This window comes from Rhodococcus sp. 852002-51564_SCH6189132-a, assembly GCF_001665495.1.
GTDB lineage: Bacteria > Actinomycetota > Actinomycetes > Mycobacteriales > Mycobacteriaceae > Rhodococcus > Rhodococcus pyridinivorans.
In genome coordinates, this window is sequence record NZ_LZMJ01000013.1 from 70,682 (window position 1) to 90,612 (window position 19,931).

The 19,931-nt window shown below is 67.4% G+C and carries 20 protein-coding genes and 1 pseudogene; 11 read left to right on the forward strand and 10 right to left on the reverse strand.

Annotated features, from left to right (window positions below; all coding sequences use genetic code 11):
- The first annotated feature begins 27 nt into the window (after positions 1–27).
- Genes A5767_RS02285 through A5767_RS02295 form a run of 3 tightly spaced genes read left to right on the forward strand, consistent with a single transcriptional unit; the run spans position 28 to position 2,737 of the window.
- The gene (locus tag A5767_RS02285; RefSeq protein ID WP_197483186.1) at positions 28–906 is read left to right on the forward strand and encodes a CoA transferase subunit A; all 879 of its coding nucleotides are present in this window, start codon (positions 28–30) and stop codon (positions 904–906) included.
- On the forward strand, positions 903–1,661 hold the full coding sequence (ipdB, locus tag A5767_RS02290) for a cholesterol ring-cleaving hydrolase subunit IpdB (protein WP_024102905.1): 759 nt from the start codon (positions 903–905) through the stop codon (positions 1,659–1,661). The genes A5767_RS02285 and ipdB overlap by 4 nt, the downstream gene beginning before the upstream one ends.
- Positions 1,658–2,737 (forward strand): NAD(P)H-dependent flavin oxidoreductase, encoded by a 1,080-nt coding sequence (locus A5767_RS02295; RefSeq protein ID WP_006550419.1) that lies wholly within the window; start codon positions 1,658–1,660, stop codon positions 2,735–2,737. The genes ipdB and A5767_RS02295 overlap by 4 nt, the downstream gene beginning before the upstream one ends.
- Positions 2,738–2,977: 240 nt before the next feature.
- Here A5767_RS02295 and A5767_RS02300 read toward each other — a convergent pair whose 3' ends face one another.
- Positions 2,978–3,676 carry an ABC transporter ATP-binding protein gene (locus A5767_RS02300; RefSeq protein WP_064851559.1) on the reverse strand — a complete coding sequence of 233 codons (699 nt, stop codon included), beginning with the start codon at positions 3,674–3,676 and terminating at the stop codon, positions 2,978–2,980.
- A gap of 29 nt (positions 3,677–3,705) precedes the next feature.
- Positions 3,706–4,773 (reverse strand): ABC transporter permease, encoded by a 1,068-nt coding sequence (locus A5767_RS02305; protein WP_064851560.1) that lies wholly within the window; start codon positions 4,771–4,773, stop codon positions 3,706–3,708.
- A gap of 126 nt (positions 4,774–4,899) precedes the next feature.
- Between A5767_RS02305 and A5767_RS02310 the strand changes: the two genes are divergently transcribed.
- Together A5767_RS02310 and A5767_RS02315 are read left to right on the forward strand one after the other, a co-directional pair.
- Entirely contained in the window at positions 4,900–6,114 is a 1,215-nt protein-coding gene (locus tag A5767_RS02310) for a sensor histidine kinase (protein WP_064851598.1), read from the forward strand.
- Positions 6,111–6,737 carry a response regulator gene (locus A5767_RS02315; RefSeq protein WP_064851561.1) on the forward strand — a complete coding sequence of 209 codons (627 nt, stop codon included), beginning with the start codon at positions 6,111–6,113 and terminating at the stop codon, positions 6,735–6,737. The genes A5767_RS02310 and A5767_RS02315 overlap by 4 nt, the downstream gene beginning before the upstream one ends.
- 170 nt (positions 6,738–6,907) lie before the next feature.
- On the opposite strand, the pseudogene A5767_RS23610 reads toward A5767_RS02315, so the two are convergent.
- From A5767_RS23610 to A5767_RS02350, 8 genes and pseudogenes are all read right to left on the reverse strand, one after another.
- Positions 6,908–7,097 (reverse strand): annotated as a pseudogene (locus A5767_RS23610) (crotonase/enoyl-CoA hydratase family protein); the annotation flags it as partial.
- A 15-nt stretch (positions 7,098–7,112) separates the two neighbouring features.
- Complete coding sequence (locus tag A5767_RS02320; RefSeq protein WP_019290138.1) at positions 7,113–7,295, reverse strand: YbdD/YjiX family protein; 183 nt, start codon at positions 7,293–7,295, stop codon at positions 7,113–7,115.
- Positions 7,292–9,610, reverse strand: coding sequence for a carbon starvation CstA family protein (locus tag A5767_RS02325; protein WP_064851562.1), 2,319 nt, complete (start codon positions 9,608–9,610; stop codon positions 7,292–7,294). The genes A5767_RS02320 and A5767_RS02325 overlap by 4 nt, the downstream gene beginning before the upstream one ends.
- A gap of 118 nt (positions 9,611–9,728) precedes the next feature.
- Positions 9,729–9,998 carry a DUF2277 domain-containing protein gene (locus tag A5767_RS02330; protein WP_006550426.1) on the reverse strand — a complete coding sequence of 90 codons (270 nt, stop codon included), beginning with the start codon at positions 9,996–9,998 and terminating at the stop codon, positions 9,729–9,731.
- A gap of 124 nt (positions 9,999–10,122) precedes the next feature.
- Complete coding sequence (locus tag A5767_RS02335; RefSeq protein ID WP_033096893.1) at positions 10,123–11,271, reverse strand: acetyl-CoA C-acetyltransferase; 1,149 nt, start codon at positions 11,269–11,271, stop codon at positions 10,123–10,125.
- Positions 11,272–11,280: 9 nt separating this feature from the next.
- On the reverse strand, positions 11,281–11,892 hold the full coding sequence (locus A5767_RS02340) for a TetR/AcrR family transcriptional regulator (RefSeq protein WP_006550428.1): 612 nt from the start codon (positions 11,890–11,892) through the stop codon (positions 11,281–11,283).
- Between the two features lie 34 nt (positions 11,893–11,926).
- Positions 11,927–12,742, reverse strand: coding sequence for an SDR family oxidoreductase (locus tag A5767_RS02345; protein WP_006550429.1), 816 nt, complete (start codon positions 12,740–12,742; stop codon positions 11,927–11,929).
- Positions 12,739–13,947 (reverse strand): acyl-CoA dehydrogenase family protein, encoded by a 1,209-nt coding sequence (locus tag A5767_RS02350; protein WP_064851563.1) that lies wholly within the window; start codon positions 13,945–13,947, stop codon positions 12,739–12,741. The genes A5767_RS02345 and A5767_RS02350 overlap by 4 nt, the downstream gene beginning before the upstream one ends.
- A 44-nt stretch (positions 13,948–13,991) precedes the next feature.
- On the opposite strand from A5767_RS02350, the gene A5767_RS02355 reads away from it, so the two are divergent.
- From A5767_RS02355 to A5767_RS02380, 6 genes are read left to right on the forward strand one after another with little or no spacing between them, the layout of a single operon-like run.
- Positions 13,992–15,539, forward strand: coding sequence for a FadD3 family acyl-CoA ligase (locus A5767_RS02355; RefSeq protein ID WP_064851564.1), 1,548 nt, complete (start codon positions 13,992–13,994; stop codon positions 15,537–15,539).
- The gene (locus tag A5767_RS02360; protein ID WP_019290144.1) at positions 15,536–16,405 is read left to right on the forward strand and encodes an enoyl-CoA hydratase; all 870 of its coding nucleotides are present in this window, start codon (positions 15,536–15,538) and stop codon (positions 16,403–16,405) included. The genes A5767_RS02355 and A5767_RS02360 overlap by 4 nt, the downstream gene beginning before the upstream one ends.
- Positions 16,405–17,565: an acyl-CoA dehydrogenase family protein gene (locus tag A5767_RS02365; RefSeq protein WP_033096898.1), complete on the forward strand. Its 1,161-nt coding sequence runs from the start codon at positions 16,405–16,407 to the stop codon at positions 17,563–17,565. The genes A5767_RS02360 and A5767_RS02365 overlap by 1 nt, the downstream gene beginning before the upstream one ends.
- On the forward strand, positions 17,562–18,533 hold the full coding sequence (locus A5767_RS02370; RefSeq protein ID WP_064851565.1) for an acyl-CoA dehydrogenase family protein: 972 nt from the start codon (positions 17,562–17,564) through the stop codon (positions 18,531–18,533). Before A5767_RS02365 ends, A5767_RS02370 begins: the two co-directional genes overlap by 4 nt.
- Positions 18,530–19,579 (forward strand): acyl-CoA dehydrogenase family protein, encoded by a 1,050-nt coding sequence (locus tag A5767_RS02375; RefSeq protein ID WP_064851566.1) that lies wholly within the window; start codon positions 18,530–18,532, stop codon positions 19,577–19,579. The genes A5767_RS02370 and A5767_RS02375 overlap by 4 nt, the downstream gene beginning before the upstream one ends.
- A 38-nt stretch (positions 19,580–19,617) precedes the next feature.
- Positions 19,618–19,842 carry a hypothetical protein gene (locus tag A5767_RS02380; RefSeq protein ID WP_024102893.1) on the forward strand — a complete coding sequence of 75 codons (225 nt, stop codon included), beginning with the start codon at positions 19,618–19,620 and terminating at the stop codon, positions 19,840–19,842.
- Positions 19,843–19,931: the final 89 nt, after the last annotated feature.

Genomic DNA, 19,931 nt, shown 5'->3' on the forward strand with positions numbered 1-19,931 from the left:
CTCACACCACCAGGAGTTCGGAACACCATGCGTGACAAGAGAATGTCGCTCGACGACGTGGTCGGCGAGCTGCGCAGCGGAATGACCATCGGCCTCGGCGGCTGGGGATCGCGCCGCAAGCCCATGGCCCTCGTGCGGGCCATCCTCCGTTCGGACGTGAAGGATCTGACCGTCGTCACCTACGGCGGTCCCGATCTGGGCCTGCTGTGTTCGGCGGGCAAGGTGAAGAAGGCGTACTACGGATTCGTCTCGCTCGACTCGGCACCGTTCTACGACCCGTGGTTCTCCAAGGCCCGCACGGGCGGCGAGATCATCGCCCGTGAGATGGACGAGGGCATGATCAAGTGCGGCCTGGAAGCCGCCGCCGCGCGCCTGCCGTTCCTGCCCCTCCGCGCGGGCCTGGGTTCGGCCGTGGTCGACTTCTGGGAGGGTGAACTGAAGACCGTCACCTCGCCGTATCCCGGACCGGACGGCACCGAGACCCTCATCGCCATGCCGGCGCTGAACCTCGACGCGTCGTTCGTGCACCTCAACATCGGCGACAAGCACGGCAACTCCGGTTACCAGGGCGTGGACCCCTACTTCGACGACCTCTACTGCATGGCCGCCGAACGTCGCTACGTCTCCGTCGAGAAGATCGTCGAGACCGAGCAGCTCGTGAAAGAGGTTCCGCTGCAGCAGCTCCTGCTCAACCGCATGATGGTCGACGGAATCGTCGAAGCACCGAACGGGGCGCACTTCACCCTCGCGGGCGACAGCTACGGCCGCGACGAGAAGTTTCAGCGCCACTACGCCGAGTCCGCCAAGGACCCCGAGGCATGGCAGGCATTCGTCGACCGCTTCCTCACGGGCAGCGAGGACGACTACCAGGCCGCAGTCCAGAAGTTCGCACAGGAGCAGGCATGACCACCACCGAGACCGTGACCCGCGCCGAGTACTGCGCGATCGCATGCGCCGACATCTTCTCGGGTGCCGGCGAGATCATGGCGAGCCCGATGGCGACACTGCCGCAGATCGGTGCACGCCTGGCCAAGCTCACCACCGAGCCCGACCTGCTGATCACCGACGGTGAAGCACTCATCCTCGCCGACGTCCCGGCCCTCGGCGCGAAGGCACCGATCGAAGGCTGGATGCCCTTCCGCAAGGTGTTCGACGTCGTCGCCTCGGGCCGCCGCCACGTGGTGATGGGCGCCAACCAGATCGACCGGTACGGCAACCAGAACCTGTCGGCCTTCGGTCCACTCCAGCAGCCGACACGCCAGATGTTCGGTGTGCGCGGCGCTCCCGGCAACACGATCAACCACGCGACCAGCTACTGGGTCGGCAAGCACTCCTCGCGCGTCTTCGTCGACACGGTCGATATCGTCTCGGGTGTCGGATACGACAAGGTCGATCCCGAGAACCCGGCGTACCGCTTCCTGGACATCGCGCGGGTCGTCACCAACCTCGGTGTCTTCGACTTCGGCGGTCCCGACCACACCTTCCGGGCGCTCTCGTTGCACCCGGGTGTCGAGGCGTCCACCGTCGCGGAGAACACCTCCTTCGAGGTCGCCGGCCTGGACGAGGCGGGCGTGACCCGCGAGCCGACCTTCGAGGAACTGCGTCTGATCCGCGAGGTGATCGACCCCAAGGGTCTGCGCGACCGCGAGGTCTCGCTGTGACCGTCCTGCGCACCGCCCTGACCGACCTGGTGGGGATCGAGCACCCGATCGTTCAGACGGGCATGGGATGGGTCTCCGGTCCCCGCCTGACCGCCGCGACGTCGAACGCCGGTGGTCTCGGCATCCTCGCCTCGGCGACGATGACCTACGCCGAACTCGAAGCGGCGGTCGCGAAGACCAAGTCGCTGACCGGCAAGCCGTTCGGCGTCAACATCCGCGCCGACGCCTCGGACGCCGGTGAGCGCATCGACCTGCTGATCCGCGAGAAGGTCAAGGTCGCGTCGTTCGCCCTCGCACCGAAGAAGGAGCTGATCGCCAAGCTCAAGGATCACGGCATCGTCGTCGTGCCGTCGATCGGTGCTGCCAAGCACGCCGTGAAGGTCGCCTCGTGGGGCGCCGACGCGGTGATCGTGCAGGGCGGCGAGGGCGGTGGCCACACCGGTCCCGTCGCGACAACCCTGCTGCTGCCGAGCGTCCTCGACGCCGTCGACATCCCCGTCGTCGCCGCCGGTGGCTTCTTCGACGGTCGTGGGCTCGCCGCCGCGCTGTCCTACGGCGCGGCCGGCATCGCGATGGGCACTCGGTTCCTGCTCACGAGCGACAGTGCTGTTCCCGATTCGGTGAAGCAGCAGTACCTTTCGCGGGGACTGCAGGACACCACGGTGTCACTCAAGGTCGACGGCATGCCGCACCGGGTCCTGAACACCGACCTGGTGAACAGCCTCGAGAAGTCCACCTACGCGAAGGGACTGCTCGCGGCCGCGCGGAACGCGACGAAGTTCAAGTCGATGACGGGCATGAAGTGGTCGACCATCGTCAAGGACGGCCTCGCCATGAAGAAGGCGAGCGACCGCACCTGGCAGCAGATCATCATGGCCGCCAACACCCCCATGCTCCTCAAGGCCGGTCTCGTGGAAGGCAACACCGAAGCCGGTGTGCTCGCCTCGGGCCAGGTCGTCGGCATGCTCGACGACCTGCCGAGCTGCCAGGAACTGATCGACCGCATCGTCGCCGAGGCAGTCGAGCGCATCGACGCCCTCTCCGCCCTGCGCGATCAGGGGCGTCCCGCCGCCTGATTCCGATTCCCAGCAGATCGAGACCGGTGTTGTTGTCGAGTTTCCGCGAGAAATCGACAACAACACCGGTCTCGATCGGTTCCGACGTGCGCAGACTCCGCCGCGCGTCGCCGGACACAGGCGCTGGGTCGTTCACGATGCCTCCCGCGGTCCGGAAAATCGACCCCACTCCGCCGAAGCCCAAGCCATGGCCCGGTCAGGAAGATTCCCGATACCGCGTGACAACAGTTCGCCGCTGTTTCAGTGAATTGCGCTCGGCACGGAGCCAGGCAGGGGTATCAGTGTCCCGTTGCGCACGGCACAGGCGCGGTCGACGAGAGTCAGCCGGCTCAGGTCGTGAGTGACCATCACGATCGCCACATCCCGATCCCGGCTCAGATCGGCGAGCAGGGCCACGACCTCGCGGCTGCGGTTCTCGTCGAGGGCCGAGGTGGGCTCGTCGACGAGCAACACCGAGGGGTCGTTCATCAGTCCTCGCGCGATCGCAACCCGTTGCCGTTGCCCTCCCGACAGTTGGTGCGGACGCCGGTCCAGGTGCCCGTCGAGACCCAATGAACACAACAGGTCCGTGGCACGGGCACGACTCTCGCGGACCGAGTCGCCCGCGAGATGGGACATCATCTGCAGTTGTTCGACTGCGGTCAACGAGGGCAGCAGGTTCGACTGCTGGAACACGAATCCGAGCTTCTCGCGTCGCACGGTCGTGCGCTCGTCACGGTCCAGTCCCGTCATGTCGCTGCCGTCGATAACGACACGACCCGAATCGGGGGTGATGAGAAGGCCGGCGACAGCGAGCAGGCTCGATTTGCCGGACCCGGACGGACCGGTCACAGCCACGAATTCGCCGCGTCGGACCTCGAGATCCACGTCGTCGAGGACGCGTCGATGCCCGTCACCGTCGGGATAGCTGAGGACGATGTTGCGTAAGCAGATACTCATGTCGAAGTCCTTCGTTCTCGGTAGATGACTCATCGAGCGGCTGCAAGGGCAGCGAGCGGGTCGACCTTGGCGATACGGACCAGGGAAGCAGCCGCGCCGATCATGCCCGTCGCAACGAGGGCGAGGAACGGAACCACGGTGGTGGACATCGTGAGCGAGAACGGAACCGACTGCGAGGCTGCCGTTCCGAGACCGGCTGCGGCCAGGGTTCCAAGTCCGGATCCGAGTACCAGCACGATCGAGCTCTGCCCGAGTGCGTCCTGGAGCAGATAGCGGGTGGAGGCACCGACAGCCTTGAGCACAGCGAGGTCCTGGCCGCGCTGGATGGTCCATACCGTGAAGAAGGCCCCGACGACCAAGGCGCTGACGATCATCAGCATCGTCTGCATCAACAGCAGCGATCCACGCTCGGAGGTGTACGACCCGATCGCGTTCAGCGCACCGCGGCCGTCGGTGACGGCCGTCCCGGTCGCCTCACCGACAGAATCGGCGTCGAACCCTGCGGAGGTCCGCAATGCAACGACGGTGCCGTCACTGCCACCGGCCGACGGCAGTGACATCCATGCGTCGTGGTCCATCCAGACCACGGGCTGATGACTGTAGAACGAGTCGTCGACCAGAGCGGTGATGGTGAATACCTTTCCGCTCATCAAAATCCGGGTTCCGTTCGTCCATCCGTTGTCATTGGCGAGGTCGGCGTCCACGGCTACCGAGCCGGCACCGAGCACGACCGGAGCGGCGAAAGAATGCCCGTCGACGCCGAACGCAGAAGCGGCAACTTCTCGACCGTCGACGCTGATCCGAGCGGGTGCCACCCCGATGATCGACGCAGCATCGACACCGTCGGCCTCCGCAAGTTCCGCATACTGCCGCGTCGTCACGGTCGACTCGGCGAACGAGACCGAGCGGCCATCGGGGGGAGCACCGAATGCGAAGTGGTCGGCGCCGATGTTCTCGATCGCAGCGATAGACCGATTACCCAGTCCGGAGGTCAGCCCCGACAGCGTGACCACCATCAGCGAAATGAAGAACAGGGCCGAGGTCATCAGCGTGAAGCGACCTTTGGCGAACCGGAGATCACGGAAAGCGAGGAACATGCATCTCAGTGTCGTGCAAGGCAACATTCCCGGCATCGCGCATTGGTTGGGTTCGCTGATCCATCGAAAGTTGGAGATCGTCGATCGGTGCGGTCGACGGCATAGTGCGGTATTAGAGTGGGCGAGATGCGGAATTCCGATGGGTCTGACTCGGGCGGGGCCGTGCCGGTGCTACGCGCCATGCAATTCGGCGCCCATCTGCTGTTCTTCCTGCTCCTCGCGGTGGGTGTCGTGCGCACGGTTACCGACAGTGCTCATCCCGTTCCGATCGTCGCGCTCGCTGTCGTGGTAGCCGGGTGGTATCTCTTCGGGATCTCGTTCGCGCAGCGTGAGGGCTTCGAGAACGGGGAGCCGGTACAGCGCCGGTCGGGGCAGATCTGGTTCGCTGCGCTCGGGCTGGGCTGGTTGGCTCTCGTGGTGGCGGATGTCAACTTCGTCTGGCTGGCGTTCGCCCTGTTCTTCCTGTGCTTTCCCCTGTTCTCCACTCCGGTCGCGTTGACGGTGACGATCATGCTGACCGCGATAGCGATCGCAGCGACGCTGTGGCACGGCACCACGAACACGGTTGCCTCGATTCTCGGACCAGTGTTCGGGGCGGCAGCTGCCGCCGGAATGGCCGTCGTCTACCAACAGTTGGTGCGGCAGTCCGCGCAGCGACAGCAGTTGGTGGACGAACTCACCGAGGCGCACCGAGAGTTGCTCGGGGCGCAGGACGAATTGGTCGCGCTGCAACGGGAAGCGGGCGCACTGACCGAACGTTCCCGCCTCGCGCGTGACATTCACGACACTCTGGCGCAGGGATTTTCGTCCATTCTGCTGCTCTCCCGAGCCGGGCAGCGCGCTCCCGACAATTCTGCGGCGGTCTTCGCGCAGATCGCGGACACCGCGCAGCAGAATCTGATCGAGGCCCGCCGGGTGGTCGACGCGCTCGCGCCGGTTGCGCTCGAGTCCGCACCGCTCGAATCCGCGTTGCGGCGCCTGCTCGACCAACTCGAGCAGCAGACCGGGATCACCGGTGACCTACTCACCGACAGCGATCCGATCCCGCTGGTGACGGACTTCGACGTCGCCTTGCTCCGCGTCGCCCAGAGTGCTCTCGCCAACGTGCGGTTGCATTCGCGGGCGCGTCGGGTACGGGTGACATTGAGCTACGCATCCGACGAAGTACGGCTCGATATCGTCGACGACGGTATCGGCTTCGATCAACGTCAGGACGGTGGATTCGGCTTACGGTCGATGCGGGAACGACTGGCCGAACTGGGTGGCACACTCGTCGTGGAATCGGCACCCGGAGACGGAACCGCGGTCGCCGCAACCCTTCCGATCGGGCGGGTCGCATGAGTGCGGTACGTGTACTGCTCGTCGACGATCACCCGGTGGTACGGGCGGGACTACGCGCGTTGCTGGCGTCGCACGATGACATCATGGTGGTCGCCGAAGCATCCTCGGGTGAGGAAGCCGTGGCTTCGGCGTCGGCCGAGAAACCCGATGTGGTGCTGATGGATCTGCGTCTGGGATCGGGGATCGACGGGGCGCAGGCGACCGCCCGGATCCTGACTGCGGCCGATCCGCCGAGGGTCGTCGTACTCACCACCTACGACACGGACGCGGACATTCTGCGCGCGGTCGAAGCCGGTGCGGCGGGCTACCTCCTCAAGGACACCGACCCGAAAGTGCTGATCGAATCGGTGTTCGCGGCGGCCCGTGGGGAGACCGTCCTGGACCCGGACGTGGCCCAGCGCCTTTACCGCCGCATGCAGCAGCCCCGCACCGACCTCAGCGCCCGCGAAATCGAAGTGCTGTCGCTGGTCGCCGAAGGGTTGTCCAATCGCGCGATCGCCAAACAGCTCTTCGTCAGCGAGGCAACCGTGAAATCCCATCTGGTGCACGCATTCACCAAATTGGAGGTGGACAATCGCACCGCCGCAGTGGTCGCGGCGCGCGAGCGGGGCCTGATCGCGTGATCGGTGTCGAGGATCGGGCCAGGAGAACGAACCGTGCCTGCCCTCCCCGGACGCGAACCGCGCTGCCCCTCCGACCGTGTCGCTTCCAACGGACTCCATACCGAGGGCGAATACGAACTGTTCGTAGACCGAGCGGCGGTCGTTGCGCATGCAGGTCTGTGGGAAGACTGTGACAGTTCGAGTCCACCGGCAACCGCGTAGCCTTCCACCGCCGCGATCACCGGTTTGGAGAGCACGAGGCGCGTCGGCCGGTTCGGCGGCCATCGGACCGTCGACCGCGTTCCGGCGCTCGGGACGGGCCATGATCACAGTCGTTACCCGATCGCGCGTCTCGACGCGGATCGATTCGTACGGCGTCATGCCCGACCTCCCCGCTCAACAGCATCGGCTTCCCGGGTTCGCATCCGCTGCAGCGTGCCGCTCACGCCAGTAGTCGCGTTCGCTCAGCGGTGGTCGATCCGGATGCTGCCGGCGGTGCAGTTCGACGTACCTCGCGTAGTCGTGGTCGCCCATGACGGCACCGATCCACCACCACGCCCGACGCAGTGCTGTGATCACGACCCACCTCCGTCCCCGTCGCGATGCCGCGAGGCATGGGTGTGTGCGGCGCCCGGGGCGCGGACCTTGCCCGATGCGATCAGTTCGTCCCACTCCTTCTGCAGTTCCCTCTCGGCCGGGGTCGGCACGAAGCCCGCGGGCGCGAATATCTTCGACGGCACGTCGGGTGTTTCGGTGGTGGGCATACCCCCGGCCCGGACCGATCTGGTACACACCACTACTCCTGCGGCGACCACGATGAGCACGAGCACTGCGAACACGATCGACAACGTGCCCTGGATGAATGTGTTGCGGATGACGGCATCGATCTCGTCGGCAGTCTTCGCCGAACCGAATGTGGTTGCGCCGGAGTTCTTCGCGTCGACGAAAGCTCGGTGCTGGGCCCAGTACCCCACCGCGCGGTCGCCGGAGAAGATCTTCTGCCACGACGCCGTCATGGTCACGATCAGATCCCACACCAACGGCACGCCGGGGATCCACGCCCACTTCACCAGTCCCTTCTTCACGACGACGGTGAGCACGACGGTCAGGGCGATCGCGGCGAGCAACTGGTTGGCGATGCCGAACAGTGGGAAGAGCGTGTTGATGCCGCCCAGCGGGTCGGTGACGCCCATCAGCAGGATCGCACCCCACAGGCCGACGACGACCGCGGAGCACAACCAGGCGCCGGGACGCCAGGACGGATCCTTGAAGCGACGAGCGGGACCGCCGAAGTTGCCGAGCGAGTCCGAAAGCATGAACCGCGCGACACGCGTTCCCGCGTCGACGGTGGTGAGGATGAACAGCGCCTCGAACATGATCGCGAAGTGGTACCAGAACGATTTGAGGCTGTCGCCGCCGAACAGGTCGCTGAGCACCTGGGACATGCCGAACGCGAGCGTCGGGGCACCACCGGTACGGGAGATGATCGACTCCTCCCCGACGGATTCGGCTGCCGCCGAGATCTGTTCGGGGGTGATGTCGGGCGACCCCAGCCCGAGACCGTTGACGTAGGCGGCGGCGGTCTCCGGGGTGCCGCCGGTGAGGGCGGCCGGAGCGTTGAGCGTGAAGTACAGGTGCTGGTCGATGATGCAGGCGGTGACCAGCGCCATGATCGCGACGAACGACTCGGTGAGCATGCCGCCGTAGCCGATCAGCCGGATCTGTTTCTCCTTCTCGAGCAGTTTCGGGGTGGTGCCCGAGGAGATGAGCGCGTGGAATCCAGACAGTGCGCCACATGCGATGGTGATGAACAGGAACGGGAACAGCGACCCCGCGAAGGCCGGACCATCGCCGTCGATCGCGAACGACGTGATGTCGGGCATCTCCAGGTTCGGTCGTGCGACGAGGATCCCGATCGCGAGCAGGACGATCGTGCCGACCTTCATGAAGGTCGACAGATAGTCGCGCGGGGCGAGCAGCAACCACACCGGCAGCACCGACGCCGCGAATCCGTAGGCGATCATCAGCCACGAAATCGTCACCGGGGACAGGGTGAACCAGTTCGTTCCCCAGTCGGTCTCGGCGACCCAGCCACCCGCGATGATCGCGACGAGCAGCAGAACGGCGCCGATCAGCGACACCTCCGCGACCCTGCCGGGTCGCAGGTAGCGCAGATAGACGCCCATGAACAGTGCGATGGGAATGGTCATCGCGATGGAGAACAGGCCCCACGGGCTGTCGGCGAGCGCGTTCACGACCACCAATGCCAGCACCGCGATCAGGATGATCATGATGGCGAAGACCGCGATGAGCGCCGCGACGCCGCCGATCGGCCCGAGTTCCTCGCGGGCCATCTGGCCGAGGCTGCGTCCGCGGCGGCGCGAGGAGATCCACAGGACGAGGAAGTCCTGGACCGCACCGGCGAAGACGACGCCGACGATGATCCAGATCGTGCCGGGCAGATAACCCATCTGGGCGGCGAGCACCGGGCCGACGAGCGGGCCCGCGCCGGCAATGGCGGCGAAGTGGTGGCCGAACAACACCCGACGGTCCGTCGGCATGTAGTCCTTGCCGTTCTCGAGTTCCTCGGCAGGTGTCGCACGGTCGTCGCGTGGCTGCACGATCTTGCGTTCGATGAACTTCGCGTAGAAGCGATAGGCGACGAGATAGGTGCACACGGCGGCGATGACGAACCAGACCGCGTTGATCTCCTCGCCGCGGACCAGCGCGATGATCGACCAGGCGACCGCCCCCAGAATCGCGAGCACGAGAAAGACGATCCTCGCGGTGGGTGATATCGGTGTCCGGTCGACGACACCGACCGGTGGAAGATCGGGGTCGGTCCGGAGATATTCCACCTCGCTGCTGGTCGGCGGCGCCGGGTCCACAGCCATATCGGCTCCTCACCAGGCTCGCCCGCAGACCCGCGGAGGTCGCGACGGGCCTCGAACGTGCTCGAATCTCGACCAGCGTCACGCTACCCGCGCGCGTCGACGAACGAACCGGAATCGATCAGCCGCGTGCGGCGATCCTGGCTTGCACCTCGGGCCGACGTAGCGGCGGCACCGAGGGCGGTGGTTGCCGCCGCTCGGGAAGGGCCGCGAGCAATCTCGTCGTCGTCGCGGTCACTTCGGCGACGGCCTGTTCGAACGGCTCCCGGGTGGCGTCGGAGAGTTTGTGGATCCCGCTGACCTTACGGACGTACTGCCGTGCGGCCGCTTCGATCTCCTCGGCGGTCGCAGCCGGCTCGAGCCCCCGCAGCTCCGTGATGTTCCGGCACATGCTTCGAGGGTAGACGTCACCTCCGGACCGGACCATACGTTCGCTTCCGCGCGCCCGCTGTCCGTCCGCTGCGGCGATCGCAGCAGCGGGTGACGAACGGGCGCGCGGATGTGAAGGGGGTGGGTCAGACGCGTTCGATGATGGTCGCGTTGGCGGTCCCGCCACCCTCGCAGATGGTGAGCAGGCCGTAGCGACCACCGGTGCGCTCGAGCTCGTTGAGCAGTGTCGCCATCAGCTTGGTGCCGGTCGCGCCGAGCGGGTGGCCGAGGGCGATCGCGCCGCCGTTGACGTTGACCTTCGACGGGTCGGCGCCGATCTCCTTGATCCACGCCAGGACGACGGGCGCGAAGGCCTCGTTGATCTCGATGAGGTCGATGTCGTCGATCGTCAGGCCGGCCTTCTCGAGGGCGTACTGCGTGGCGGGGATCGGGGCGGTGAGCATGAAGATCGGGTCGTCGCCGCGGGCGCTGAGGTGGTGGATGCGCGCGCGGGGCTTCAGGCCGTACTTCTTCACGGCCTCGTCGGAGGCGAGCAGCACCGCGGATGCGCCGTCGGAGATCTGGCTGGCGACGGCGGCGGTCAGGCGTCCGCCCTCGACGAGGGTCTGCAGCGACGCCATCTTCTCGAGGCTGGTCTCGCGCGGGCCTTCGTCGACGGTGGCGTCACCGAAGGGGACGATCTCGTTCTCGAAGCGTCCCTCGGCGATGGCGGCCTTGGCGCGCTCGTGGCTCTGCAGCGCCCACTTCTCGAGTTCCTCGCGGCTGAGGTCCCACTTCTCGGCGATCATCTCGGCACCCTTGAACTGCGACACCTCGTCGCTGCCGTAGCGCTCCGTCCAGCCCTTCGACCCACCGAAGGGGGTGTCGAAGCCGTACTGCTGCCCGACGATCATGGCCGCGGAGATCGGGATCTGCGTCATGTTCTGCACGCCACCGGCGACGATGAGATCCGCGGTGTCGCTGAGGATCGCCTGGGCACCGAAGTGCAGGGCCTGCTGGCTCGACCCGCACTGACGGTCGACGGTCACGCCGGGCACGTGCTGCGGGTAGCCGGCGGCCAGCCACGCGGTGCGGGCGATGTTGCCGGCCTGGCCGCCGATGGCGTCGACGCAACCGAACACCACGTCGTCGACGTCGGCGGGGTCGATGCCCGTGCGCTCGACGAGCGCCTTGATCACGTGCGCGCCCAGGTCGGCCGGGTGCACGTCCGCGAGCCCACCCTTCTTCTTGCCGATGGGGGTGCGCACCGCGTCGACGATGTAGGCCTCGGTCATGATGTCTCCTTACGAAGAATTCTGGTTCGACAGTCCGTCGAGAACGATGGAAAGGTATTGCTGGGCAACCTGATCGATACTGAGGGAGCCTCCGGGCCGGTACCAGCGCACGGCCACCCACACGGTGTCGCGCAGGAACCGGAAGACCAGTTCGACGTCGACGTCGGGCCGGAACGAACCGTCCGCGACGCCGCGTTCGATCACGCCCACCCACAGGTCGCGGAACTCGGTGTTGAGTTCGCCGATGTAGGCGAAGCGGTCGCCCTCGAGATGCTTGGCCTCACCCTGGTAGATCGCCACCGCGGCGTGCGACCGGTCGATCGCCTCGTAGGAGGTGGTGACGAGTGCCGCGAGGGTTTTGCGGGACGGCAGACCCGACGCGACGATCTTGCGGTACCGGTCGAACAGGTCGTCGAGGAAGGCCCGCAGGATCTCGTCCACCATCGACTCCTTGGAATCGAAGTGGTGGTAGAGGCTGCCGGAGAGGATTCCCGCCGCGTCGGCGATGTCGCGCACGGTCGTGGCCCGCACACCGCGCGACGCGAACAGGTCGGCTGCGATGTCGAGCAGTTCCGCGCGGCGTCCGGACTTGCTGGAGGTGTCGTCGCGTGAGGGAGTCATGACGGACATCCTTTCAAGCCGACCGAGAGCGGGTTCATGCGCGCTGGGAGGAGACCGACACGACCTCGCCGGTCAGATAGGTCGTGTAGTCGCTCGCGAGCATCGCGATGGTCGCCGCGACCTCCCAGACCTCGGCGGCGCGGCCGTAGGCCTCACCGGCGGCGAGGTTGTCGAGCAGTTCCTCGCTGGTGACCTTCGCGAGGAAGGGGTGTCGGGCGATGGACGGGGCGACGGCGTTGATGCGCACGCCGTATTCGGCGGCCTCGATCGCGGAGCAGCGGGTCAGGGCCATGACGCCGGCCTTCGCCGCCGCGTAGTGCGCCTGCGAGTGCTGGGCGCGCCAGCCGAGTACCGACGCGTTGTTGACGAGCACGCCGTTGTGGTCGACCGAGCGGAAGTAGCGCAGTGCCGCGCGGGTCGCGCGGAAGGTGCTGGTGAGGGTGATGTCGAGGACGCGATCCCATTCCTCGTCGGTCATCTCGACGACGGGCGTCTCGCCACCGAGTCCAGCGTTGTTGACGAGCACGTCGATGCGCCCTAGCCGGTCGGCGGCGCCGGTGATGAGGGCGTCGACCTGTTCGGTGGACGACACGTCGCACACGATCGTCGCGACCTGCTGTTCGGGGAACTCGGCCGCGAGCTTCTCCGCGGACTCGCCGAGCCGGCGCTCGTGGAAGTCGGAGACGAGCACGTCGGCGCCCTCGAGCAGCGCGCGACGCGCGGTGGCGAATCCGATGCCGGTACCGGCGGCGGCGGTGACCACGACCTTCTTGTCGCGGAGCAGTCCGTGGCCGGGGGTCTCGACCGGCGGGGTCGCGAGCGGGGATGCGGGACGGGGTGTTGCGGTCACGGACGTGCCTCCCGGGGAAGGCCGAGCACGCGCTCGGCGATGATGTTGCGCTGGATCTCGTTGGATCCGCCGTAGATGGTGTCGGCGCGGGTGAACAGGAACAGCCGCTGCCATTCCGCGAGCTCGAGATGTTCGGGATCGGTGATGTCGGAGGGATTTCCGGCATGGTCGTGCTCGGGGCCGACGAGCGATGACGATCCCTGCACGTCCATGGCGAGTTGCCCCAGGTCGCGATGCCAGTTCGCCCACAGCAGTTTCGCGACCGAGGCCTGACCCGGGTCGGCGTCGCCGAGGGTGCGCAGGGCGTGGGCACGCATGACCCGCAGTTCGATCCGCGCGCGGGCGATGCGTTCGCGGAGGTGCGGATCGTCGATCGCACCGTTGCTCTCGGCGACGGAGACGATGCCGTCGAGTTCGCGGGCGAAGCCGATCTGCTGCCCGAGGGTGGAGACGCCGCGTTCGAAGGTGAGCAGACCCATCGCGACCTTCCACCCGTCGCCGGGGGCACCGACGACGAGGTCGGCGTCGGTGACGGCGTCGTCGAAGAAGACCTCGTTGAACTCGGAGGTGCCCGTGAGCTGCTGAATGGGCCGCACCGTGACGCCGGGCTGGTCGAGGGGCACGAGCAGGAAGCTCAGGCCGTGATGGCGGGTCGAACCGGGTTCCGTCCGCGCGACGACGAAGGCCCATTGTGCGACGTGTGCGAGCGACGTCCAGACCTTCTGACCGTTGATCACCCACTTGTCGCCCTCGAGGCGGGCGGTGGTGGAGACGTTGGCGAGGTCGGAGCCGGCTCCCGGTTCCGAGTAGCCCTGCGCCCACAGTTCGGTGACGTTGCGGATCCCGGGCAGGAAGCGCTGCTTCTGCTCCTCTGTTCCGAACGCGATGAGGGTGGGGCCGAGCAGTTCCTCACCGAGGTGGTTGACGCGCGCGGGCGCGTTCGCCTTCGCGTACTCCTCGTGGAAGATCACGCGCTGATCCATGCTCGCGCCGCGCCCGCCGTACTCGGTGGGCCAGCCGATGCAGGTCCATCCGGCAGCGGCCAGATGCCGGTCCCACGCGAGTCGCTGTTCGAAGAACTCGTGTTCGCTTCCGGGTCCGCCCTTGCCTCTGAGCTCGGCGAATTCGCCGGTCAGGTTGTCTTCGAGCCACTGTCGGACGGTGGCTGCGAACTCCGCATTTTCCTGGCTCTCGCTCTCGTGCACATCCGTACGATAACCTACCAAGCAATTGCTAGGTAGGGAGCTCTGTGAACACACGACCGAGAACCACTCCGGCCGCACTCGTACGTGCCGCCGACACCTGGCCGGACCTGCTCGCGATCGCCGATGGCGACACCCGGCTGACCTTCGCACAACTGCGCGACCACGTCCGCGATGTCGCCGCGGCGCTCGTCTCCCGCGGCGTCGAACGCGGTGCGCGCGTCGTCATCTGGTCGCCCAACACGTTCCACTGGGTGATCGCTGCCCTGGGTACACATTGGGCCGGCGGGGTCGTCGTACCCCTCAACACCCGCTACACCGGAAACGAGGCCGCCGACGTCGTCGAGCGCGTCCGCCCCGAGGCCCTCGTCGTGGTCGGCGACTTCCTCGGTACCGACCGCTACACCGAACTGTGCAAGGTCGCTCCGGAACTGTCGATCCCGACGACCGTGCGGGTCCCGCTGGGAGGGAACGACGCGCCGATCGACGGGATCGTCGAGTGGGCGGACTTCCTGTCCTCCGCCACCGACGCCGCCCGCACCGAGGCCGACGCGCGCGCCGCGGCCGTGACCCCCGACGACGTCTCCGACATCCTGTTCACCTCGGGCACGACCGGCCGCAGCAAGGGCGTGCTCAGCGCCCACCGTCAGTGCATCGGTGTCGCGCAGGCGTGGGCTGAGTGCGCCGAACTGACGATCGACGACAACTACCTGATCATCAACCCGTTCTTCCACAGCTTCGGGTACAAGGCCGGCTTCGTCGCCGCACTGCTCCATGGCTCCACCGTCATCCCCCTCGCGACCTTCGACGTAGAGAAGGTCATGGCGATGGTCGCGGCCGAGCGCATCAGCGTCCTCCCGGGCGCCCCGACGATCTACCAGTCCATCCTCGACCACCCGCGGCGCGGCGAGTACGACCTGAGCAACCTGCGCATCGCCGTCACCGGCGCCGCACCCGTGCCCGTCTCCCTCGTCGAGCGCATGCAGAACGAACTGAGCTTCGACGCGGTGCTCACCGCCTACGGGCAGACCGAGGCGGTCGTCGCGACGATGTGCCGCACCGACGACGATCCCGTCACCGTCTCCACCTCGTCCGGACGCGCCACCGCGGAGTTCGAGGTGCGCATCGGCGACAAGGGCGAGATCCTGCTGCGCGGCCCGAACGTCATGCTCGGTTATCTCGACGATCCCGAGGCCACGGCCAAGACGATCGACGAGGACGGGTGGCTGCACACCGGCGATGTCGGGACCGTCGACGAACGCGGCTATCTCGACATCACCGATCGTCTCAAGGACATGTACATCAGCGGCGGATTCAACGTCTATCCGGCGGAGGTCGAAGCGGCACTGCTGCGCCTGCCTGGAGTCCACGAGGTCGGGGTGATCGGTGTCCCCGACGAGCGCATGGGTGAGGTCGGCCGGGCGTTCGTGGTCCCGCTGGACGGACATCCGCTCACCGAGGACGACGTGATCGCGTACGCCCGAGAGAAACTCGCCAACTTCAAAGCGCCGCGATCGGTTCGGTTCATCGATGCGCTGCCCCGAAACCCGTCCGGCAAGGTACTGAAGAACGTTCTGCGTGAGGAGAAGTCATGACCGTCCCGTTCGAGCCCGATGTCGTCACCTACGAGGTGCGCGACGGCGTCGCGATCGTCACTCTCAACCGACCCGATTACCGCAACGCCCAGAACTCGGTCATGACCTACGCGCTCGACGCCGCCTTCGAGAGGGCCGTCGAGGACGACGAGGTCAAGGTGATCGTGCTGGCCGGCAACGGCAAGCACTTCTCCGCCGGCCACGATCTGGGCACCCCGGGCCGCGACCACCACGTCCACTACGACAACAAGGCCGTGATGTGGTGGGACCACGTCGACAAGCCCGGCGGCGACCAGCGCTACGCCCGTGAGATGGAGGTCTACCTGGGGATGTGCCGCCGCTGGCGCGAGATCCCCAAGCCCACCATCGCGTCGGTGCAGGGCGCCTGCATCGCCGGCGGTCTCATGCTGGCGTGGGTGTGCGACCTGATCGTCGCGTCCGAGGACGCCTTCTTCTCCGATCCCGTGGTCCGCATGGGCATCCCGGGTGTCGAATACTTCGCGCACCCGTGGATCCTCGGAACGCGCTTCGCGAAGGAGATCCTCTACACCGGTGATCGTTTCAGTGCCCAGCGCGCCTACGAGGTGGGCATGGTCAGCCGCGTCGTGCCGCGTGAGGAACTCGAGAACGAGACCCTCGCCCTCGCCGCCCGCATCGCGGAGATGCCCCGCTTCGGGCTCGCGCTCACCAAGCGCGCCGTCAACCAGTGCGAGGACCAGATGGGCATGCGCAACGGCATGGACTCGGTCTTCGGCCTGCACCACTTCGCGCACGCGCACAACGCCGAGGTCGGCGCCGACTCGCTCGGCGGCATGAACGCCAAGTCGATGGCCGCGAGCGCTCGTCCGGTGGAAGGAGCGAAGTAGTGGATCTGCAGCTCGACGACGCCACCCTCGCGTTCCGCGACGAGGTACGCGCCTTCCTCGCCGAGAACGTCCCCACGACGCCGCTCGAGTCGATGGACACGGCCGAGGGCTTCGAGGAACACCGGCAGTGGGAACGGACCCTCGCCGATGCACGCCTGTCGGTCGTCTCCTGGCCCGAGGAACTCGGCGGCCGCGACGCGACCCTCGAGCAGTGGGTCGTGTTCGAGGAGGAGTACCACCGCGCCGGTGCGCCCGGCCGGGTGAGCCAGAACGGTATCTTCCTGCTCGCACCCACCCTGTTCGAGCATGCCCACCCCGAACAGCTCGCCCGCATCATGCCGCGCATGGCCCGGGCCGACGACATCTGGGCCCAGGCCTGGTCGGAACCCGAGTCCGGCTCCGACCTCGCGTCGCTGCGCTCGACCGCCACGAAAGTCGACGGCGGCTGGCTGCTCAACGGCCAGAAGACCTGGAGCTCGCGGGCGTCCTATGCCGACATGGGTTTCGGTCTGTTTCGCTCCGACCCGGAGGCCCAGCGGCACAAGGGCATCACCTACTTCATGTTCGACCTGCGGGCCGAGGGCGTCACCGTGCGACCGATCCCGCAGCTCGACGGTGAGCCGGGCTTCGCAGAGATCTTCCTCGAGGATGTCTTCGTCCCCGACGACCCGGAGCGTCCCGGTGAGTCCGGTGTGATCGGTGCGGTGAACGAGGGATGGCGGGTCGCGATGAGCACCGCCTCCAACGAGCGCGGTCTGTCGCTGCGTGCGCCGGGCCGATTCCTGGCGGCCACCGACCGGTTGCTGCGCGCCTACGGCGAATCCGACCTCCACGGCGACACCGCGCTCCGCAACCGCGTCGCCGACGCGTGGATCGGGGCCCGCGCCTACGAGCTGTCGACCTGGGCCACCGTCACGCGCCTGACCGCGGGCGGGCAGCTCGGCGCCGAATCGTCGATCAACAAGGTGTTCTGGTCCGAGTGGGACATCGCCGCGCACGAGACGGCGCTCGACCTGCAGGGTGCGGACGCCGAACTCGTCGACGGCTGGACCGACGGTTACCTGTTCTCGCTGTCGGGCCCGATCTACGCCGGTACCAACGAAATCCAGAAGAACGTCATCGCCGAGCGGCTGCTCGGCCTTCCGAGGGGTGATCGATGAGATTCGCACTCGACGAGTCCCATGAGGACTTCGCGTCCAGTATCGACGCCCTGCTCACCAAGTCGGATATGCCGCAGGTGATCCGTGCGTGGAACAGCGGCGACACGGCACCGGGTCTGCAGGTGTGGGAGCGACTGGCCGAGACCGGCGTCAACGGTCTGCTCGTTGCCGAGGAGCACGACGGCCTCGGGGCCGACGCGGTCGACCGCGTCGTCGCCGTCGAACAGCTCGGCCGCCACGCCGTGCCCGGTCCGGTGGTCGAAACCGTCGCGGTGGCACCGGTTCTGCTCGCCGCCGTGGCACCCGAGCGTCTCGGTCCGCTTGCCGCCGGATCGCTCGCCACCGTCGCGATGCTCCCCCACGCGCCGTACGCGGTCGACGCGCACGTCGCCGACCTCGCGCTGCACGTCGCCGACGGCACCGTCTCGATGGGCACCGCCGGGGACACGCGCGAGTCGGTCGACCGGTCGCGCACGCTCGCCTCGCTCACCGTCGGCGAGTCGCTCGGATCCACAGATACCGCTGCGGCTTTCGACATCGGTGTCCTCGCGTCTGCAGCTCAGCTCCAAGGCCTGGGCCGGACTCTGCTCGACACCACCGTCGAGTACGCGCAGCAGCGCAAGCAGTTCGGCCGCGCGATCGGCTCCTTCCAGGCGGTCAAGCACCATCTCGCCGAGGTGGCGGTCGCGCTGGAGATGGCACGTCCGCTGCTGCACGGTGCGGCCATCGCCGTCCGCGACGAGCTGTCCACTGCGTCCCGGGACGTCTCGGCGGCCAAGGTCGCGTGCGGCGACGCCGCCTATCTCGCCGCGCGCACGGCACTGCAGGTGCACGGCGCGATCGGCTACACCCAGGAATACGATCTGTCGCTGTGGATCACGAAGGTCCGCGCGCTCGTCACCGCGTGGGGCACCCCCGACGAGCACCGGGCACGCGTGGTCGCGGCACTCGAGAGCGAGGCGTCATGACGTTCGAGACGGAAGATCGTGCCGCACTGCGGGACTCGGTGCGCACCCTGCTCGCCAAGCACTCCGATTCGGCTGCCGTCCGGCGGGCGATCACGACCGGCAGCGGGTACGACGACGAACTGTGGACGATGCTCGTCGAGCAGGTCGGGGTCGCAGCCCTCGCCGTTCCGGAGGAGTACGACGGTGTGGGCGCCTCGTGGGTCGAGGCCCACGTGGTGCTCGAGGAACTCGGCCGCACGCTCACCCCGTCGCCGTTCCTGGGGTCGGCGGTGCTCGCGGCGCAGACCGTGCTGCTGTCCGGTGATGCCGACGCGGCGGCGCGTCTGCTCCCCGGCATCGCGGCCGGCGAGGTCGTCGCGGTGTGCTGGGCGTCGGCCACCGGCTGGCAGCGTCCCGGCGTGAGCGCCGAGGGCAACGTGCTGACCGGAACCGCGCACTACGTGCTGGGCGGCGACATCGCGTCCACCCTGCTCGTGCTCGCCGCCGACGGTGACACGGTCGGTCTGTTCGAGGTCGATCCGGAGACCGACGGGGTGTCGCGGCGCCGCGTGCCCACGATGGATCCCACGCGTTCCCTCGCGGAGGTGTCGTTCTCGGCGGTGACCGGTCGTCGCCTGTCATCGTCCGACGATCTCGTCGACCGGTTGCGGGCGTCCGCGGCGATCGCCCTGTCGGCCGAGCAGGTGGGTGCCGCGCAAGCGGTGCTCGACCTGACCGTCGACTACGCGAAGAACCGCAAGCAGTTCGGTCGCGCAATCGGGTCGTTCCAGGCGCTCAAGCACCGCATGGCCGACATGTACGCGCTCGTGGAGACGGCGCGGTCGATGTCGTATGCGGCTGCGTTGTCGCAGGATCCGCAGGACGCGTACGCAGCGAAGATCTACTGTTCGGAAGCCTTCCAACAGGTCGCCTCGGAGGCCGTGCAGTTGCACGGCGGGATCGCGATCACCTGGGAGCACGACGCGCAGTTGTTCTTCAAGCGGGCGCACGGCAGCGCCCAGTTGTTCGGGCAACCGCGCGAGTACCTGAGCGCGGTCTCCGCCTGAGCAATATCGTCGGCGGCGATCCCTGCGAAAGATCGGTGATGCGCCTCCTCGATTCCTCGGTTCCACTCCCCGTGCGTCCCCGCCGCGTCCTCGTGGCGGGGACGTCGAGGAGTTCACCGCGCACCCACGGTGGGTACCGCGACCGCGTCCTCACCGCGCTCGCACAACGTCTCGATCTGCCGGTCGTGCGGCTGACGGGCCGACGGGAGGTCGATACGTGGGCGGCGCTGCTCGCCTGCCGTCCCCCGGCGTCCGGCGGATGAACTCGACACCCGTCCTCGGAGCCCGCGGGCCGGAGAGCACCCGATCGTCCGGGATCACTCGCGCCCGCCGCGGCGGCTCGCTAACGTCG

Bases quoted from the DNA above. Each gene is read 5' to 3' on its own strand.
- A5767_RS02300 (WP_064851559.1), bottom strand. From the start codon at position 3,676: ATGAGTATCTGCTTACGCAACATCGTCCTCAGCTATCCCGACGGTGAC.
- A5767_RS02375 (WP_064851566.1), top strand. From the start codon at position 18,530: ATGACGTTCGAGACGGAAGATCGTGCCGCACTGCGGGACTCGGTGCGC.
- A5767_RS02335 (WP_033096893.1), bottom strand. From the start codon at position 11,271: ATGACCGAGGCCTACATCGTCGACGCGGTGCGCACCCCCATCGGCAAG.
- A5767_RS02315 (WP_064851561.1), top strand. From the start codon at position 6,111: ATGAGTGCGGTACGTGTACTGCTCGTCGACGATCACCCGGTGGTACGG.
- A5767_RS02285 (WP_197483186.1), top strand. From the start codon at position 28: ATGCGTGACAAGAGAATGTCGCTCGACGACGTGGTCGGCGAGCTGCGC.
- A5767_RS02330 (WP_006550426.1), bottom strand. From the start codon at position 9,998: ATGTGCCGGAACATCACGGAGCTGCGGGGGCTCGAGCCGGCTGCGACC.
- A5767_RS02325 (WP_064851562.1), bottom strand. From the start codon at position 9,610: ATGGCTGTGGACCCGGCGCCGCCGACCAGCAGCGAGGTGGAATATCTC.
- A5767_RS02380 (WP_024102893.1), top strand. From the start codon at position 19,618: ATGCGCCTCCTCGATTCCTCGGTTCCACTCCCCGTGCGTCCCCGCCGC.
- A5767_RS02310 (WP_064851598.1), top strand. From the start codon at position 4,900: ATGCGGAATTCCGATGGGTCTGACTCGGGCGGGGCCGTGCCGGTGCTA.
- A5767_RS02360 (WP_019290144.1), top strand. From the start codon at position 15,536: ATGACCGTCCCGTTCGAGCCCGATGTCGTCACCTACGAGGTGCGCGAC.
- A5767_RS02305 (WP_064851560.1), bottom strand. From the start codon at position 4,773: ATGTTCCTCGCTTTCCGTGATCTCCGGTTCGCCAAAGGTCGCTTCACG.
- A5767_RS02340 (WP_006550428.1), bottom strand. From the start codon at position 11,892: ATGACTCCCTCACGCGACGACACCTCCAGCAAGTCCGGACGCCGCGCG.
- ipdB (WP_024102905.1), top strand. From the start codon at position 903: ATGACCACCACCGAGACCGTGACCCGCGCCGAGTACTGCGCGATCGCA.
- A5767_RS02370 (WP_064851565.1), top strand. From the start codon at position 17,562: ATGAGATTCGCACTCGACGAGTCCCATGAGGACTTCGCGTCCAGTATC.